This is a genomic window from Homoserinimonas sp. OAct 916, assembly GCF_003260275.1.
GTDB lineage: Bacteria > Actinomycetota > Actinomycetes > Actinomycetales > Microbacteriaceae > OACT-916.
This window is the reverse complement of sequence record NZ_QJHB01000001.1, coordinates 501,765-518,699: the sequence shown is the minus strand read 5'-3', so window position 1 is coordinate 518,699 and position 16,935 is coordinate 501,765. Positions and strand designations below refer to the sequence as shown.

The 16,935-nt window shown below is 64.8% G+C and carries 18 protein-coding genes and 1 tRNA gene; 11 read left to right on the top strand and 8 right to left on the bottom strand.

Annotation, left to right across the window (positions count from 1 at the left end; genetic code table 11):
- Positions 1–182: 182 nt before the first annotated feature.
- Positions 183–1,244 (bottom strand): hypothetical protein, encoded by a 1,062-nt coding sequence (locus DL891_RS02195; RefSeq protein ID WP_111718740.1) that lies wholly within the window; start codon positions 1,242–1,244, stop codon positions 183–185.
- Positions 1,245–1,348: 104 nt separating this feature from the next.
- Between DL891_RS02195 and DL891_RS02190 the strand changes: the two genes are divergently transcribed.
- Together DL891_RS02190 and DL891_RS02185 are read left to right on the top strand one after the other, a co-directional pair.
- A complete protein-coding gene (locus DL891_RS02190) occupies positions 1,349–1,906 on the top strand; it encodes an MOSC domain-containing protein (protein WP_111718840.1) in 558 nt (185 codons plus the stop codon).
- 72 nt (positions 1,907–1,978) lie between these two features.
- Entirely contained in the window at positions 1,979–2,380 is a 402-nt protein-coding gene (locus DL891_RS02185; RefSeq protein ID WP_111718739.1) for a hypothetical protein, read from the top strand.
- Between the two features lie 111 nt (positions 2,381–2,491).
- On the opposite strand, the gene DL891_RS02180 is transcribed toward DL891_RS02185, so the two are convergent.
- From DL891_RS02180 to DL891_RS02165, 4 genes are read right to left on the bottom strand one after another with little or no spacing between them, the layout of a single operon-like run.
- A complete protein-coding gene (locus DL891_RS02180) occupies positions 2,492–3,118 on the bottom strand; it encodes a response regulator transcription factor (protein ID WP_111718738.1) in 627 nt (208 codons plus the stop codon).
- Entirely contained in the window at positions 3,115–4,386 is a 1,272-nt protein-coding gene (locus tag DL891_RS02175; protein WP_111718737.1) for a sensor histidine kinase, read from the bottom strand. The genes DL891_RS02180 and DL891_RS02175 overlap by 4 nt, the downstream gene beginning before the upstream one ends.
- 29 nt (positions 4,387–4,415) lie before the next feature.
- The gene (locus DL891_RS02170) at positions 4,416–5,228 is read right to left on the bottom strand and encodes an ABC transporter permease (RefSeq protein WP_111718736.1); all 813 of its coding nucleotides are present in this window, start codon (positions 5,226–5,228) and stop codon (positions 4,416–4,418) included.
- On the bottom strand, positions 5,225–6,154 hold the full coding sequence (locus DL891_RS02165; RefSeq protein WP_111718735.1) for an ABC transporter ATP-binding protein: 930 nt from the start codon (positions 6,152–6,154) through the stop codon (positions 5,225–5,227). Before DL891_RS02165 ends, DL891_RS02170 begins: the two co-directional genes overlap by 4 nt.
- A 228-nt stretch (positions 6,155–6,382) precedes the next feature.
- On the opposite strand from DL891_RS02165, the gene DL891_RS02160 reads away from it, so the two are divergent.
- The 4 genes from DL891_RS02160 to DL891_RS02145 all read left to right on the top strand — a co-directional run bounded on the left by DL891_RS02160 (position 6,383) and on the right by DL891_RS02145 (position 10,938).
- Positions 6,383–7,375: a methionine ABC transporter ATP-binding protein gene (locus tag DL891_RS02160; protein WP_111718839.1), complete on the top strand. Its 993-nt coding sequence runs from the start codon at positions 6,383–6,385 to the stop codon at positions 7,373–7,375.
- A complete protein-coding gene (locus DL891_RS02155) occupies positions 7,372–8,130 on the top strand; it encodes a methionine ABC transporter permease (RefSeq protein WP_111718734.1) in 759 nt (252 codons plus the stop codon). Before DL891_RS02160 ends, DL891_RS02155 begins: the two co-directional genes overlap by 4 nt.
- Positions 8,131–8,297: 167 nt before the next feature.
- Positions 8,298–9,131: a MetQ/NlpA family ABC transporter substrate-binding protein gene (locus tag DL891_RS02150; RefSeq protein ID WP_111718733.1), complete on the top strand. Its 834-nt coding sequence runs from the start codon at positions 8,298–8,300 to the stop codon at positions 9,129–9,131.
- A 166-nt stretch (positions 9,132–9,297) separates the two neighbouring features.
- Positions 9,298–10,938 carry a GMC family oxidoreductase gene (locus tag DL891_RS02145; RefSeq protein ID WP_198668727.1) on the top strand — a complete coding sequence of 547 codons (1,641 nt, stop codon included), beginning with the start codon at positions 9,298–9,300 and terminating at the stop codon, positions 10,936–10,938.
- A gap of 1 nt (position 10,939) precedes the next feature.
- Here the strand turns inward: DL891_RS02145 and DL891_RS02140 are convergent, their stop codons facing one another.
- Entirely contained in the window at positions 10,940–12,163 is a 1,224-nt protein-coding gene (locus tag DL891_RS02140) for a pyridoxal phosphate-dependent aminotransferase (protein WP_157962356.1), read from the bottom strand.
- 219 nt (positions 12,164–12,382) lie between these two features.
- On the opposite strand from DL891_RS02140, the gene DL891_RS02135 reads away from it, so the two are divergent.
- The 5 genes from DL891_RS02135 to rplA all read left to right on the top strand — a co-directional run bounded on the left by DL891_RS02135 (position 12,383) and on the right by rplA (position 15,106).
- Positions 12,383–12,455: transfer RNA gene (locus DL891_RS02135), tRNA-Trp, on the top strand.
- A gap of 99 nt (positions 12,456–12,554) precedes the next feature.
- Complete coding sequence (gene secE / locus DL891_RS02130) at positions 12,555–12,824, top strand: preprotein translocase subunit SecE (protein WP_111718838.1); 270 nt, start codon at positions 12,555–12,557, stop codon at positions 12,822–12,824.
- A 31-nt stretch (positions 12,825–12,855) separates the two neighbouring features.
- Positions 12,856–13,794, top strand: coding sequence for a transcription termination/antitermination protein NusG (gene nusG / locus DL891_RS02125; RefSeq protein WP_111718730.1), 939 nt, complete (start codon positions 12,856–12,858; stop codon positions 13,792–13,794).
- Positions 13,795–13,906: 112 nt separating this feature from the next.
- Entirely contained in the window at positions 13,907–14,338 is a 432-nt protein-coding gene (gene rplK, locus DL891_RS02120) for a 50S ribosomal protein L11 (protein WP_111718729.1), read from the top strand.
- 75 nt (positions 14,339–14,413) lie between these two features.
- Entirely contained in the window at positions 14,414–15,106 is a 693-nt protein-coding gene (rplA, locus tag DL891_RS02115) for a 50S ribosomal protein L1 (RefSeq protein ID WP_111718728.1), read from the top strand.
- 220 nt (positions 15,107–15,326) lie between these two features.
- Here the strand turns inward: rplA and DL891_RS02110 are convergent, their stop codons facing one another.
- Both DL891_RS02110 and DL891_RS02105 read right to left on the bottom strand, forming a co-directional pair.
- Positions 15,327–16,319, bottom strand: coding sequence for an NADP-dependent oxidoreductase (locus DL891_RS02110; RefSeq protein ID WP_232818963.1), 993 nt, complete (start codon positions 16,317–16,319; stop codon positions 15,327–15,329).
- Positions 16,320–16,436: 117 nt separating this feature from the next.
- On the bottom strand, positions 16,437–16,931 hold the full coding sequence (locus DL891_RS02105; RefSeq protein ID WP_111718727.1) for a MarR family winged helix-turn-helix transcriptional regulator: 495 nt from the start codon (positions 16,929–16,931) through the stop codon (positions 16,437–16,439).
- Between the last annotated feature and the right edge of the window lie 4 nt (positions 16,932–16,935).

The following is a 16,935-nucleotide window of genomic DNA, read 5'->3' as shown; positions in this document are numbered from 1 at the left end:
CCTCCTCCTACGCAGCGTCTCGTGCGTAGTCTCTCGTGCACTGAGCCTACGGGGATTCACGGGTACGGGTAAAGTCGACCGGTCCGCACTCAACGGGAGCCGAACGATCTCGGAGGCGAAGCGACGATCGACGGGGATCCGGCCGTTGAGCCCCTGGCCGGCGTCGCCGAGTCGATTTCGGGTCAGAGCGAGCGTTCGACCACCTGGGCATGGAGGTCGAACAGGGGCGCGGTGCGCTCGGCCGGCCCGCGGCCGAAGCCGCACTCGGTGGCGACCCCGAACTCGCCAACCGCAGTTCGAGCGGCGGCGATGCGAGCCGCGGCACCGTCGATTCCGTCTTCGTGGTGTACGAGCCCCAGATACAATTCCGTCGATTCAGGCCAATCCACAGCCTTCAACGGGGCGAAGTACGCCTCGTCGTCGCGGTCGATCGGCACCGGCAGGTGCACCCAGTCGATGTTTCGTGGGGAGCGCGACAGGATCGCCTGGGCCACGTCGGCCAGGAGCTGGGCATCTTTCGGCTGCACGAAGTGTTCCTCCTCGACGTCGCCGTAACAGAGGTGGAAGCCCAGGTGCACGTCAGCGGGTACCTGGGCGACCTGACGCAGCGCGCGCTCGATGACTCCGCCGAACACGTCGTCGAACCACGCGGTCAGCGTGGTTCCGTAGACCACCGCTTGCTCCAGCAGGCCGAACTCGAGAGCGGTGTCCCACTGGATCGCGAGATCGCCGTGCGGGATGTCGTCCAGAATCTGATCGAGTTCGGCGAACAGGGCACGCTCGTAGATCGGCTCGACGGCGGCCTTGTGTTCCGGAACGAAGAAGCTGCCGATGACGGCAGCCGGGGTGGGCAGGCTCACTTGAAACCGGGTTCCCGGAGCGATTACGCCGTCAGCGCGCAGTCGGGCAAAGGTCTGGTACGACTCCCGCGCGGCGCTCGCATAACCGAGTGGAGGGAAGACCAGGTCTGCAGCCTGCACTCCGGCATCGAGGGTGAACGGCCGTGTGTCGAAGTGTCCGCGAAGGAAGAATCCAGGCTCGCCCACCCTGCTGAGCCCGGTTGTTCGATCGAAGTGTGCCTTCTGGAAGTGGATCCAATAGAACCGCTCGCCGACCTCTCCGTCGGGGATGCGCTTCAGATGGGCGCCGAGGTGTTCGCTCGCGGTGCGGAAGACGGTCTCGGCATCGGGCAGGTTGATGCTGCCGACGAGGTGGGCGCTGGGGGTCTGGGTGTGGAGGCTCATGGGGCGAGCGTAAGCGGGCGCAGAATCTCAACGCGAACCCGGGCGACACATTTCGAAATGTGTGACGGCAACTCCCACCGGCCGAAGACCCTACGATGGAGCGCATGGCCATTCTGCAATCCGTATGTGTAGTGCACTCCCTCCACCCTGACGACGGTGGTGTCGGGGTGACCGCAATCGACAAGCAGCCTGTCTCCGGCCCGGTCAAGGTGCGAAAGCTTGGACTGTACGGCGATGTGCAGGCCGACAGGCAGTTTCATGGTGGCCCCAACCAGGCGGTCTACGCCTACGCGCAGGAGAACGCCGACCACTGGGCCGCGGAACTTGGCCGTGAGATACCGCCCGGCTGGTTCGGCGAGAACCTGCGCACCACGGGGTTGGATGTCACCGGCGCCCACATCGGAGAGCACTGGCAGATCGGAGACTCCGCGTTTGCCGTGATCCTCGAGGTGACGGATCCACGTATCCCCTGCCAGACCTTCGCTCGCTGGGTCGGCGGCGAGCACGTGCACGACTGGGTTGAGCGATTCACTGCCCACGGCCATCCGGGTGCCTATCTCAAGGTCGTTCGCCCCGGAAACATCACTGCCGGTGATCCGATCCACATAGTGCGCGAACGCCCCGACGCCCCAACAATCGGCCAGGTCTTTCGGGCTCAATGAGCCGTGCGACCGGTGAGCCCGGGCCCAGAATCGTCTGGGTGAGGATACAGCCCCGGTTGCTACGCTGAACGAATGCGGTGGCAACGATTCTTCGGCGATCGGGACGCCGGGCGCCCGAAATCCCAACCCTCCAGTACATCCGGGGTGACCCTGGGCACCCACGGGTCAGACTCGACTCGCTCTGAGGACAGATCGTCCCGCCGGCCCAAGGGCAGAACATTCGGAGTGGGCGCGCAAGTGATCGTTCACCTCAACCGGTCCGAAGGCGCGTGGCCTCCGCAAGACGACCCGGTGGGTATCATCGTCGCCCCGGGCGAAGAACTCGGCGTGATGTACTGGGCTCCGCCATCCACCCAGGAGCAGTCCTGGGTGGTGGAGTTCGAGGAGCCGTTCTACGGTCTTGACGGCAGCGGGCCACACGATTCGGCCAGGGTGCCGGAGAAGTTCTTGGAGCTGGCGCCGCTTGAACACTGACACGCCAGGCCTTTGGGTTGAGGGGCCAAGATCGGCGCCTCACAGGATCGCACGGTTGGATTCTGGCACCGATTTTGACCCTTGGTGAGGAGTGCGCCCAAAACAGCCAGGTCACAGTAACCCCAATTCCATCGCGCGGGTCACGGCGCGGGTACGGTCACCGACCTCGAGTTTCTCGAAGGTGTGCAACAGGTGGGTCTTCACGGTGGCCTCGCCGATGTACAGGGCCCGCGCGATTGCCGCGTTGCTGTTTCCGGCAGCGACCAGCCGCAACACATCGAGTTCCCGTGCCGTCAGCGTGCCAGCTGGGGGCACGGTCTCCGATCGCAGTCGAGCCACGAGGGTTGCGGCGATCGCCGGCGCCAGCACCGTGTGGCCCGCCGCCACCGAACGCACCCCCTCGATAATCTCCGCCTGAGGGGCCGCCTTCAACAAGTAGCCGCTCGCCCCGGCCTCGATCGCGCCGAGAATCAGATCATCGGTTTCATAGGTCGTGAGCACGAGCACCCGGATGGCCGGATTCGTGCCAAGGATCGCCTCGGTGGCGGCAACACCGTCGAGCACAGGCATCCGCAGGTCCATCAGCACCAGATCTGGGTTCAGCGCGCTCGCCAACTCCACCGCCTGGGCGCCGTCGGCGGCTTCGCCCACCACCTCGATATCGTCGACGGTTGTGAGCAGACCGACGATTCCGCTGCGCACGATCGGGTGGTCATCGGCGACCAGAACTCGAATCATGGTTTCGTCACCGTTGGCTTCACCGCATCCTCTCCGGGCACGACCACCCTTAACACGGTTCCGCCCCTCTCGCCGCCGTACACGTCCATGCGCCCACCGGCCAGGGCGACCCGGTCGCGCATGCCTGCAATGCCGAACCCGGTTGCGGTGGGCTGTGAGCCGCTCGGGAGCGTGCCGATGCCGCGGCCGTCATCTCGCACCTCTAACGCGACCTCTGGTCCGGACCCGTCGAGCGCGATACTCACTGAGGCGGTTCTTGCCTGCGAATGCTTGCGCACGTTCGCCAGTCCCTCCTGCGTGCACCGCAGCAACACGACCTCCAGCTCCCGTCCCACGGCGACAGCCTCGACGGATACCGAGACGCGGATGCCTGTCTCCTTCTCGAAGCGTTCGCCGAGACGAGTGATCGTTTCGGTCAATGTCGAGTTCTCGGTTGTCACCGACGCCATTGACGCGACCAACGCACGTGCCTCGGTGAGGGCATCCCGCGCAGTGGACTCAATGAGGTCGACCGTCTCGGTTGCTCGGGTGGCGCGTTCGTCAGGGATCTCGGCCAGTTCGCGGTGCGATCGCTGCGCCAGCATGACCAGGCTGGTCAGCGACTGCGCGATCGTGTCATGGATCTCGCGGGCCAGCCGCTCACGTTCGGTCACGGTGCCGGCTTTCCGGTGCATGGCGGCCAACTCGTCCTGTGCGGCGGCGAGATCCTGAAAGAGCAGGCGTTGTTTCCTGCCCTCGTCGGCGATGCGGGTGATCCAGGTGCCGAGCGCCACCGCGAAGGCGAAGGAGAGGCCCTGGATCACTGCCGCATAAGCCAGGGCGGCGCCGCCCCCGCCCAGGCCGAGGTAGAACCCGATTCCGACGCTGACCGCGAGAACTCCGCTGAGGGCGACGGCCCGCAGGTAACTGTCGGTGAGCGACCAGATCAGCGGGAACGCTATGGCTTGGAAGACGGCCATGGTGGGGTTGAACGCGGTGGCCACCCCGGCGCCGACGATGATGACCGACCGCAGCGCGATCGAGGCGGCCCTGATCGAGGCAGCCCTGGTCGACGAGTGCGCGTCGGCGGCGGGCCCCTCCAGGGCGCGACCGGCGACGGAGACGAAGGCGCGCCGGCCGAAGGCCGCGTAGAACGCGCCCATCACGGCGAGCGTCGCGACCGCCCCGATCCGTTCGGTGGCGCTGGCGTCGGCGGCGCCCCCGGCGAGCAGCGCCAAGACCCCGAGCGCACCCGCGAATGCGATGTCCCACCAGCGTCTGGTTGTCATGTCACCAGTTTCCCCTCGGGCGTGGCCGGTCAGGTGTCTTTTCGGATCCAGCGGAAGGTCACCCGGCTGAGAATCAGTCCGATCCCGAGCCACAATCCGAGGTTGAGTGCGACCAGCCCGAGATCCCACGAGCCTGACGGTTCGAGCGCAGCGAAGCTTTCGGGCAGGAACACACTGCGCATGCCCTGCGCCATCCACTTGAGCGGAAACAGGCTGGCGAAGTTCTGCATCCAGGCCGGCAACATATAGAACTGCAGGTATACGCCGGAGATGAACTGCAACAACAACATGATCGGGATCACCACGGCCGTCGCGCTTTTGCCGGAGCGGGGCAACGCCGACATTGCGATGCCGAGCAATGCCGCGGTGATCGTGCCGAATACGAACACCCAGGCGAACGTCATCCAGGCGCTCGCCTCAGTCGGAAGGCTGATTCCCAAGACAAAATTGGCGACGGCCAGCAAGAATGCCACTTGAATCACCCCGGTCACGAAGACCTGGCCGATCTTTCCCATGAAGTAACTGAACGGCGACAATGGTGTGCCCCCGAGGCGTTTGAGGGTGCCATCACTCTTCTCGCCGGCGATGTCGACGGCGAGATTCTGCAGACCGGAGAGCAGCATGCCGGCGGCCACCATTCCGGGCAGGTAGTACGCCCCGACACTGATTCCGCCGGTACCGTCGGGCTGGGTGCCAACGTTTCCGCCTGCGCTGAACGCGGCGGTGAAAATACTGAGCATGACCACGGGGAACAAGAAGGTGAAGAACAGGGTGTCGGGGGAGCGGAAGTAGATCTTGGTCTCGTAGCCGATCCGGGAGGCGCCCAGGGTGATGAGGCTCATGCGTTGCGCTCCGTCGTCTCCGGTGCGCGAACCGGCCCCGCGTTCGACCCGACCCGGCCGTCGCTCTCGGCCGCGCCCTGGCTTCGCACGAGGTCGAGGTAGACGTCTTCCAAGCTGGGTCGAACGACCTCGAGGTCGACTGGCTCGCCTCCCAGTTCGCTCACCAGGGCCGCGACGAGGGTCGCCGGTTCGTGGGTGCGTTTCTGCTGCAGCCGGCCCTGCACATCTCGCCAGCGAACGAAGGGCACTCGGGCATCGACCCCGCCGATCTCGTCGATGGTGCCGATGTCTATCATTCGCCCGCCGATGATCACGCCGGCCCGGTCACCGAGGCGGGCGGCCTCGTCGAGGTAATGGGTGGTGAGCAGGATGGTGGTGTTCTCGCCCTTGAGACCCTGGATGAGGTCCCAGAACTGGTGTCGGGCCTCGGGGTCGAACCCCGTGGTCGGCTCATCGAGAAACAGGAGTTCGGGGCGGCCGATGATGCCGAGCGCCACGTCGAGTCGGCGGCGCTGGCCCCCCGACAGCTTGCTCACGCGGGCCTTCGCCTTCTCCCCCAGACCGACTGCGTCGATCACCTCGCCGACTGGTCGCGGGTGCGGATAGAAACCTGCGAAGTGGGTGAGCTGTTCGGTCACGGTGACCATGCCCGCCTCGGTGCTGGATTGCAATACGATCCCCAATCGGGCCTTCCAGTCGAGACCGCCCTTCTGCGGGTCGGTGCCCAGCACGCTCACATCGCCCGAGGTGCGATGGCGGTAGCCCTCGAGAATCTCGATGGCGGTGCTCTTGCCCGCCCCATTCGGGCCGAGCAGGGCGAAGGTCTCACCCAGCTGGATGTCGAAGCTGATGCCATTCACTGCGGAGAATGAGCCATACGACTTGTGCAGGTCTCGCACGCGCACGACCGGGGCTTGTTCGTTCATATGTCAACAATGGCTGATCCGATGGCTGCGCGATAGGACCTGTCGGCTGATTCCTGACATCAACCGATCGGTGGATGCCGTCAGAGCGGACCCAATGCGGGCACGCCGAAACACTTCGTCACACACTTTGGTCGCCTCGCGCCTTCGCCGCCAGACTCTTCTCAGACGGCAATCGTTGCCGGAGCCGGACAGCCGGCTGAATCCACTTTCGGCCCCGGGGTGCCCACCGTGATCTCTGTTCGTAACATCTCCAAGACCTTCCCGTCGGCGGGTGGCGCCACCCACGCGCTGAGCAATGTCAGCCTCGAGGTGGCCCCGGGTGAGATCTTCGGTGTCATCGGCCAGAGCGGAGCAGGCAAAAGCACCCTGATCCGGGCGATCAACCTCCTCGAGCGGCCCGACACCGGCACCGTCACCGTCGACGGCGAAGAATTGACCGCGCTTCCGGCCGATGAGTTGCGCCGCGCACGCCGCAAGGTCGGCATGGTCTTCCAGCACTTCAACCTGCTCGAGGGCCGCACGGTGCAGGGCAACGTGGAATTGGGGCTCGAGATCAGTGGGGCAAGCCGCGCCGAGCGCCGCAGTCGCTCGCTCGAGATCCTCGACCTAGTTGGTCTTGCCCACAAAGCCGCATCCTTTCCGGCGGAGCTCTCCGGCGGCCAGAAACAGCGGGTCGGTATCGCCCGCGCCCTGGTCGGCAGGCCCAAGGTTCTGCTCTCCGACGAGGCCACGTCGGCTCTCGATCCGGAGACCACCCGTTCAATTCTCGACCTGATCAAAACCATCAACATCGAACTGGGCCTCACCGTACTGCTGATCACCCACGAGATGGATGTGGTCAAGCGGGTGTGCGACTCGGCCGCACTGCTGAACGGCGGCCGGATCCAGGAGCAGGGCAGTGTCGTCTCCCTGATCTCCACCCCCGGATCCCAGCTGGCGCATGACCTGTTTCCGCTGGGAGAGGTGCCCGCGCATCCGGGTGACACCGTGATCGACGTCACCTTCAGCGGTGGAACGGCCGATCGACCGGTGATCGCCCAGCTGGCACGCACCTACTGCCTGGATGTCAGCATCCTGGGGGCTGCGATCCAGACGATCGGCGGCAACCAGGCCGGGCGCACACGGCTGCAACTGCCCGGAACACCCGCCGTGAACGACGAGGCGATCCGAGCCCTGCGCGGCCAGGGAATGCTCGTCGAGATCGTTGGGGGCCACTCATGATCGACCCATCGTCGTCGGATTTCTGGCCCGGGCTGTTTCACGTTCTCATGGTCGGCACCGGCCAGACCCTGTACATGGTTTCTGTGGCGCTGGTGATCACCGTGCTCGTCGGCCTGCCTCTGGGAGTCGTGCTGGTCGGCACGGAACCGGGTGGTCTGTTCTCAGCCCCATTCGGCTCGCGCCGATTCGGTGTGGTCGCCAACCGGCTGCTGGAATTCGTCGTCAATCTGGGCCGCTCGGTGCCGTTCATCATTCTGATGGTCGCCCTCATCCCGTTCACCAGGCTCGTCGTCGGAACCTTCATCGGCACCACGGCTTCTATAGTTCCACTCACGGTGGTGGCGATACCGTTCTTCGCCCGCATGGTCGAGATCGCGATCAAAGAGGTCGATTCCGGACTGGTCGAGGCGGCAGAGTCGCTCGGCGCCACTCGCTGGCAGATCGTGTCGAAGGTGCTGGTTCCGGAGGCGCTGTCACCGATGATCCTCGGCATGTCGACCACGGTCACCTCCATCATCAACTTTTCGGCGATGGTCGGGGTCGTGGCCGGCGGGGGCCTCGGAGACGTGGCGGTCAGGTTCGGCTACCAGCGCTACAGCACCATCCACATGGTGGCCGTCATCATCATCATCTTTCTACTGGTGATGGCGTTGCAGGGCTTCGCCAACTGGCTGGCCCGCCGTTTCTCCCACCAGGGCCGGGTCGCCCGGTCGGCGCGAACCGCGGCCAGCATGCGCGTACAACCCGCCCTCTGAGCCCACCCTCCCCGCAGCCACCGGCGCGTCGACGAGCCCGCTCACGCCCACTTTCAGCATTCGTCGCGTCATAATCACCGTTCAACATTCACCGATATCACCGTTATCACCGTTATCAACGTTCAATAATCACCGTCCACCACACATCCAAAGAAAAGAGCCCTCTCATGAATCTCACCACTCACAATCGCCGCCTTGCCGGCACCGCGATCGCCGTCGTCGCCCTCCTGGGGCTCACCGCGTGTACGCCAGCCACTGCGACGGTGGAATCCAGCCAGGATGGCGCACTCGGCACCCTCAAGGTCGGGGCCCTCGCCACCCCGGCCGGCGACATCCTGAATTTCGTGCAGGACAATCTGGCCTCCGATGCCGGCCTCGAGGTGGTCTTCACCGAGTTCACCGACTACAACACCCCGAACACGGCACTTTCTGACGGCTCTGTCGATGCGAACCTGTTCCAGAACGAGAACTTCCTGGCGAACTACAACGAGCAGGCCGGCGGCGACCTCGTCAGCCTCGGCGCCATCTACCTGCCCACAGCGGCGTTCTACAGCGAGCGTGTCTCCAGCCTCGACGAGTTGCAGGATGGTGCCAAGATCGCCATCCCGAACGATCCGACCAACGAGGGGCGGGCGCTGAAGATCCTTGCCGATGCCGGGCTGATCGGCATCACCGCCGAGCCGACCACGCTGGCGGACGTGACCGACAACCCGCGCAACTTCAGCTTCATCGAGGTGGAGAACGCCACCCTGCCCCAGGCCGTTCCCGACGTGGACACGGCGTTCGTGACGATCGCCTTCGCGCTCCCGGCCGGGCTGACCGCCGACCAGGCGATCCTGGTCGAAGGGGAAGACAGTAACTACTTCAATGTTCTCGCTGTGCGCCCGGAGCTTGCCGACGACGCGCGCGTGTTGAAACTCAAAGAGCTGCTGCAATCCGATCAGGCGCAGCAATTCATGATCGACACCTGGGGTGGACTGGTCGTTCCGGCCGCGAAGTAGCCACAGGGTCAGGCGGTCGGCGCGCGCGGTCTGCGCGCCCCGACCGCGCCCCACGCGGCGTGTACATTGGCCTCAGGACGGCCCCATCCCAGTTCATTGGAGCTGCGCGGGGTCGGGAGAAGAGGCCACGGTGGCCGGAAGTCGGCGGACTGGAATGGTTGAGCGGATGCGCGCGGATTACATCATCGTGGGGGGCGGCTCAAGCGGTGCCGTCCTCGCGAACAGACTGAGCGCCGACCCTTCGGTGTCGGTCATCCTGCTCGAGGCGGGTGAGAGCGATTCCCGCTTGGAGGTGCACATTCCCGCGGCGTTCTCGAAGCTCTTCCGATCCACGGTGGATTGGTCCTATGACACAGTGCCGCAGCCGGGGCTGAATGACCGCACCATTTACTGGCCCCGCGGCAAGATGCTCGGTGGGTCTTCGTCGATGAACGCCATGATGTGGGTTCGCGGGTACGCCGCCGACTACGACCGGTGGGCCCAGCTGGCGAGCCCCGACTGGGGTTACCAGGAGCTTCTCCCATACTTTCGGCGGGTCGAGAAGATCGCAGACAGCATTGACCCCGACCAGGGCACGGACGGCATGCTCACGATTGAGCACCAGCGCAGCCCCCGGTCACACACCCAACGCTTTCAGCAGGCGCTTGCCGAGGTGGGGTTGCCAACGGTCGCACCCAACACTGCGCAGCCAGACGGCTTCACCCAGACCATGGTCAACCAGAGCAGGGGCGGCCGATTCAGCACGGCCGACGCCTATCTCGAACCCATCGAACGACGCCGCAACCTGACGGTGATCACCGGCGCCCAGGCGACCCGGGTGGTGTTCGAGAACCCGGACGACATCCCGGGCGCGCGTGATGGCGGAGCAGGGCCGGTGGCGGTCGGCGTCGACTACGTTCAGGGCGGCCGGTCCCGCACACTGCAATTCGGCACAGCGCGGGCCACGCGCGAGGTCATCCTTGCGGCAGGTGCGGTGAACACGCCGCAACTTCTGCTGCTCTCGGGGGTCGGCCCCGCCGACCAACTTGCCACACACCGCATCCCGGTGGTCGCCGACCGTGCCGAGGTGGGCGAGAACCTGCGCGACCACCTGGTCACCGGGCTGATCGTCGAAGTGCCCGGCGACACCCTGTTCGACGCCGAGAGACCTGCTCAGCTCGCCGACTACCTTGTGCGGAAGCGCGGAATGCTCACCTCGAACGTGGGCGAGGCCTACGGTTTTGTGCGCAGCCGTCACGATCTGCCGCTGCCCGACCTCGAACTGTTGTTCGCGCCGGTCGCCTTCGTCGGTGAAGGGCTGGTTCCGCCGCCGCGACACGGCATCACCCTGGGGGTGTTGCTCGAACAGCCCTCCAGCAGCGGAAGAATCACGCTCGCGTCGAACGACCCGCTGAGGCATCCACTGATCGACCCGCGTTACCTCAGCGACCCAGACGGCGCCGATCGCCGGGCGATGATGGCAGGGCTGGCGCTCGCCGACAGAATCCTGCACACTGACGCCTTTCGCGGCATCGTCGGTGACTACATCGCCCCCGACGGTGGTGCGTCGATGAGCCCCGATGAACGCTACTCAGCGGCGATCGACGACTACGCGCACACCATGTACCACCCGGTCGGCACCTGCCGGATGGGCTCGGATGCCGACGCCGTCGTTGATCCGCAGTTGAGGGTACGCGGCGTTCAGCGGCTTCGCGTCGCCGACGCCTCCATCATGCCGACGATCATCCGCGGCCACACCCACGCGCCCGCCGTGGTCATCGGGGAGAAGGCCGCCGACCTGATTCGTGCTTCAGGCCCCACCGCGTGAATCAGGCGAAGAACTGCTGCAGGCGCTGCACGCCTTCCAGAAGTTGGTCGTCTCCGAGCGCGTAGGAAAAGCGCAGGTAGCCGCTGGGACCAAACGCCTCACCCGGCACAGCGGCAACTTCGACCTTTTCCAGCAGTAGATCGGCCAGCTCCAGCGACGTCGTCGGGGTGACACCAGCCCACTCCCGGTTCAGAAGGCCGCTCACATCGGTGTACACGTAGAACGCACCCTCGGGTGAGGGCACCCGCATCCCCGAAATCTTCGACAACTCGGAGACCATGGTGCGCCGCCGCCGGTCGAACGCCTGGCGCATCGTTTCGACCACGTCCTGCGGGCCGTTGAGCGCCGCGATCGCCGCACGCTGCGCAATGTTGTTCACGTTCCCGGTCATGTGTGACTGCAGATTGGAGGCCGCCTTGATGGCATCGGCGGGTCCGACCATCCAGCCCAGGCGCCACCCGGTCATGGCATAGGTCTTCGCCACCCCGTTGGCGAGAATGAGTTTGTCGGCGAGCGGCGGATACGCCTCGGCGATCGAGATGGCCCGCACCGGCGCCGCGTCGGCGGGACCGCCCAACGGGGCGTAGGTGAGGTTCTGGTAGATCTCGTCTGCGATCACCCACAGGCCGTGTTCGTGCGCCCACTCGCCGATCGCCGCCGTCTGCTCGGGGGTGTAGACCGAACCGGTCGGGTTGGACGGTGAGACGAAGAGCAACGCCTTGGTGCGCTCGGTACGTGCGGCCTCCAACTGCTCGAGGGTGACCAGATAGTTCTGGTCGGCGCCGGCGAACACGTCGACCGGAGTTCCGCCAGCCAGGCGGATCGCCTCGGGATAAGTGGTCCAGTACGGCGTCGGCACAATCACTTCGTCGCCCGGATCGAGCAGCGTTGCAAACGACTGGAAGATGGCCTGTTTGCCCCCGTTGGTGATCATCACCTGGGATGGGGCGACCTCGAGCCCGCTGTCCCTGAGGGTTTTCGCGGCCACGGCCTCCCTCAGCTCGGGCAGGCCGGTCACCGGCGTGTAGCGGTGGTTCTTCGGATCCCAGACGGCCTCGGCGGCCGCCTCGACGATGTGCCCGGGGGTGGGGAAATTCGGTTCGCCGGCTGCGTAACTGATCACCGGGCGGCCCTGGGCCTGAAGTGCCTTGGCCTTACCGTCCACCTTGAGCGTCGCTGACTCGGCAATGGATGAGATTCTCTGGGAAATTCTATTGTGTGCCACGCTTATGAGCATAGAGTGAACAAACGGAGCTGGCCAGATCCAGCCACCCGGGCATTTGGCCGGGCCGACTTTACAGGACCATCCTCCTCGCCTACACTTGTCGAGGTAGTTGAAATCTGCCATGCTTTTTTGCGCCCATTTCTGGCAGTTACTGTGTGAACAGCGATGCGGGGGATTGGTTCGGCGGAGCTGGCCGAAGATTTCAGCCACAAACCGCTGAGGGCGGTGGCTCAATTGGTAGAGCAGCGGTCTCCAAAACCGCAGGTTGCAGGTTCGAGTCCTGTCCGCCCTGCAAGGCCTGAGTGCGTCGACACGCACAAGGGATGAGTGAGATCGACGAATCAGTCGATTGCCAGCACTGGAAAGGCCAGTGCGGGAAAGGTGCGTGCAGGTGGCCCGGAATGAAGTCGACGAACCCGGTAACGAGGTCGCCGCGGGTGCGCAGGGCAAACGTGTAGAAAAGCACGGGATGTTCAGTGCCATGGCGCGCTTCTTCCGTGAGGTGATGGGTGAGCTGCGCAAGGTGGTCACCCCCACCCGCAAGGAGCTGATCAACTACACCGGCGTCGTGCTGGTCTTCGTGATCATCATGATCGGAATCGTCTGGACCCTCGACCTGGCGTTCTCCTGGTTCGTAGTGAACCTGTTCGGCGCCCGATGACCGAGTCGATCAACAAACGGAAAGAGTTTTAGTGTCTGATCCACACCGTGACGATGCCGATTGGGCAACCGCCGCCGAGCAGACTTCCGAAGTGGAAGAGGCTCAGGACGGCGATAGCCAGGCGCACGATATTGCAAGTGACCAGGCCGCAGAAGAGAAAGCGATGCACAACGTGAATGAAGTGCGCACAGACCAAGAAGTTGAAGCTGGTCTCGAAGCCGCCCTTGACGCCATGGACCCGACGGTTGAGGCCGAGCCGGTCGTCGACGAGGAACTCGGCATGAACGAGGATCCCGCGATCGACGCGGAGGTCGCCGCTGCGGCGGAGACCACCGAAGAAGAGGTAGAGGCTGACCCGTACGAGGAGTTCCGTGCCGAACTGCGCAGCCTGCCCGGACACTGGTATGTGATCCACTCCTACGCCGGCTTCGAACGCCGGGTCAAGGCGAACATCGAGAACCGCAAGACCAGCCTTGAGGCGGAAGACTACATCTTCCAGGTCGAGGTTCCGATGGAAGACGTGGTCGAGATCAAGAACGGCCAGCGCAAGATGGTCACTCGCGTGCGCATTCCGGGCTACGTGCTCGTGCGGATGGAACTGAACGAAGACAGCTGGTCTGTCGTTCGGCACACCCCCGGTGTGACCGGCTTCGTCGGCAACTCGCACAACCCCACGCCGTTGCGTTTCGAGGAAGCGTTCTCGATGCTCAAGTCGCTGGTGCAGGTGCAGAGCGTGCCGGCGGCGAAGGTCGGCGGCGGCAAGGGTGACAAGGCTGCCAGTCGCGTCATTCCCGCCGAGATCGACTTCGAGATCGGCGAGACGATCACGATCAAGGAAGGTTCGTTCGAGGGTCTGCCCGGATCGATCAATGAGATCAAACCCGAGAGCGGCAAGCTCATAGTGCTGGTCTCCCTGTTCGAACGTGAGACCCCGGTGGAGCTCAGCTTCGACCAGGTCACCAAGCTTTAGGGAAAAAGCGAAGCTTTCGCCCCTGAAACCACCGCGACCCGGAAATGCCGGCTGCGCGGGAGAGCCAGGCCGGGGAAACCCGATCGGCTCGAATCAAGAAAGAGAGAAGAACATGGCACCGAAGAAGAAGGTAACCGGTCTGATCAAACTTCAGATCAACGCCGGCGCAGCAAACCCGGCCCCGCCCATCGGCCCGGCACTCGGTCAGCACGGCGTGAACATCATGGAGTTCTGCAAGGCGTACAACGCGGCCACCGAGGCGCAGCGTGGCAACGTCGTTCCCGTCGAGATCACTGTGTACGAGGACCGCTCGTTCACGTTCATCCTGAAGACCCCGCCGGCATCCGAGCTGATCAAGAAGGCCGCCGGAGTCGCCAAGGGCAGCGGCACGCCGCACACCGTCAAGGTGGCCAAGCTCACGCGCGAGCAGGTACGCGAGATCGCTGAGATCAAGATGGCCGACCTCAACGCCAACGATGTCGAGGCTGCCGCCAAGATCATCGCCGGTACCGCCCGCTCCATGGGCGTCACGGTCGACGCGTAACGCGTTCCCCCCTTTTCAACTTTCGTGGGAGAGCCGGCCAGGCTCGAAACCACATTCTCGAATCAGGAGATTCACATGGCAAAGAAATCCAAGGCGTACCGCGCCGCAGCGGCCAAGATCGAAGAAGGCAAGTTCTACAACCCGACCGAGGCCGTCACGCTCGCGCGTGAGACCGGTTCGGCGAATTACGACTCCAGTGTCGATGTCGCCCTCAAGCTGGGTGTCGACCCGCGTAAGGCAGACCAGATGGTGCGCGGCACCGTCATTCTGCCCCACGGTACCGGTAAGACCGCTCGCGTCATCGTGTTCGCAACCGGTGCGGCCGCTGAGGCGGCCATCGAAGCCGGCGCCGACGAGGTGGGAGGCGACGAGTTGATCGAGAAGGTTGCCGGCGGCTGGGTCGCGTTCGACTCAGCGGTCTCGTCTCCCGAGCTCATGGGCAAGGTCGGTCGTCTCGGTAAGGTGCTTGGCCCACGTGGCCTGATGCCCAACCCGAAGACCGGAACCGTCACCACCGACGTGGCCAAGGCCGTGTCTGACATCAAGGGCGGAAAGATCGAGTTCCGCGTTGACAAGCACTCCAACGTGCACTTCGTCGTGGGCAAGGCGTCGTTCACCGCCGACCAGCTGTCGGAGAACATCACCGCGGCGCTGGACGAGATCGTGCGGCTCAAGCCGAGCTCCTCGAAGGGCCGCTACGTTCTGAAGGGCGCAGTGTCGACCACGTTCGGCCCCGGCATCCCGCTCGACGTGCAGGTGCTCGCGTAACCGTGGTCAGTGCGTGATCATCACGCGTCAGTATCACCGGAAGGGCCTCGCTTCGGCGGGGCCCTTCTTCGTGCCCGAATGAGGCTGCCGCGCCCGAACGAGGCTGCGGCGCCGAGCGACGCGCAGGTGGCCGAGCGATGGAGACAAGACCGAGCGATGTGCGCGCGTCTGCATCGTTCGACCCATCACGTATCGTCCGACGACGACGTGAGGGGCTGCGTCAGCTGACCGCGAGAACGATCTTGCCGCGAGTGTGACCGTGTTCGAGCAGCCGGTGTGCCTCAGCGACCTCAGCCAGAGGGAGGACCCGGTCGATGTGCACCCGAATCGTGCCCTGGTCGATGAGCGCGGTGATCGCATCGAGTACCCGCGCGTCTGGGGCCACCTTGTAGCTGGTGGCGCGCATGCCGGCCGCGGCCGCGTCGGCCAGGAAGTTCGGCCAACTGAAACTTGGCACGTTCACCAAAAGGCCACCAGGCTTCATCGCTTTCAGCGAGCGGGTGCCGGTGTCATCTGCCACATTTCCGATCAGGTCGATCACCGTGTCGACCGGTTCGATGACCTCTTCGAAACGCTCGGTGGTGTAGTCGATCACCTCGTGTGCGCCGAGACCGGCCAGAAACTCCTGGTTGCGGGTAGAGCCCGTCGTGATGACGTGCGCTCCCGCGTGGGCCGCGAACTGCACCGCGAAGTGTCCGACACCGCCGGCGCCTGCATGAATGAGAATGCGCTGCCCGGCGCGTGCGCCACCGACATCCATCACGGCGCCCCAGGCGGTGAGAGCGGCCAACGGCACTCCGGCCGCCTGCGTGTGGTCGAGGCTTGTCGGCTTGCGGGAAACGCTCATCATCTGGATGCTCGCATATTCTGCGTAGGTCCCGTAGCCGCGCGGAACCCGAGCCATACCATAGACCTCGTCGCCGGGCTTGATCGGGTGGTGCTCGTAAGGGGAGGCGACGACAGTGCCGCTGAAGTCGTTGCCGAGAATCCAGGGGAACGTGGGGATCGCCCCCGAGACACCGCCGCCCGCCCGGGTCTTGGAATCGATGGGATTGACCGCCGAAGCGTGCACGCGGATCAAGAACTCGTCACTCACCCGCGGAGGGGCAGGGAACTCTGCGTCCTCTCGAAAGACGTCGGCCTCTCCTGTGTGATCGATCACCATGGCGCGCATGGTGGTGGGCAGTGCTGGCGTCTGGAACGTTTGATTCATGAGTGGCCTCCGCCACCCATTCTGCCGTGTCTGTGCTCACCGGGCCATGTGTCGTACAGCACACCTCACGCCCGCGTGGGGTGTACCGCGTTGGGTTCACCGTGCCCGCCGCGCGCTTTACGGCTGGATGTTGTTGAGCTGCGTGAGCAGGTCGGCGAGCTTCTCGGCGTCGCCGGCTGGCCAGCCGCGCAGGCGTTCATAGAGCGCCAGTTGGTGGTGGGTGCGGACGCGGGCGATGGCCTTGTGCGCGGTCGTGCTCGCCACCAGGAAGTACGCGCGGCCGTCGGCGGGGTCGGCGGTTCGCTCGACCAGTCGGAGTGACTCCAGCATGGTGACTTGGCGGCTCACCGAGCTCTTGTCCATCCCCAACTCGTCAACCAGGTCTCTACCGAGTGACGGCCCGCGCCGAACGAGGGCCGCAAGAATCAGGTATCCGGCCGGTTGCAGGTCTGGGTGAACGAATGCGGCCCGCTCCCGAAGCTGTGAGCGCACACGTGAGATCAGGATGCCCAGTTGGGCCTCCACCCGAATCGTCGGGTCAAGATCGTCATCGCGGCTGGCGACCGCCTTGGCGTCGTGGAGGCCAGGTTCACTGCGAGTCACACCGCTCATGGTC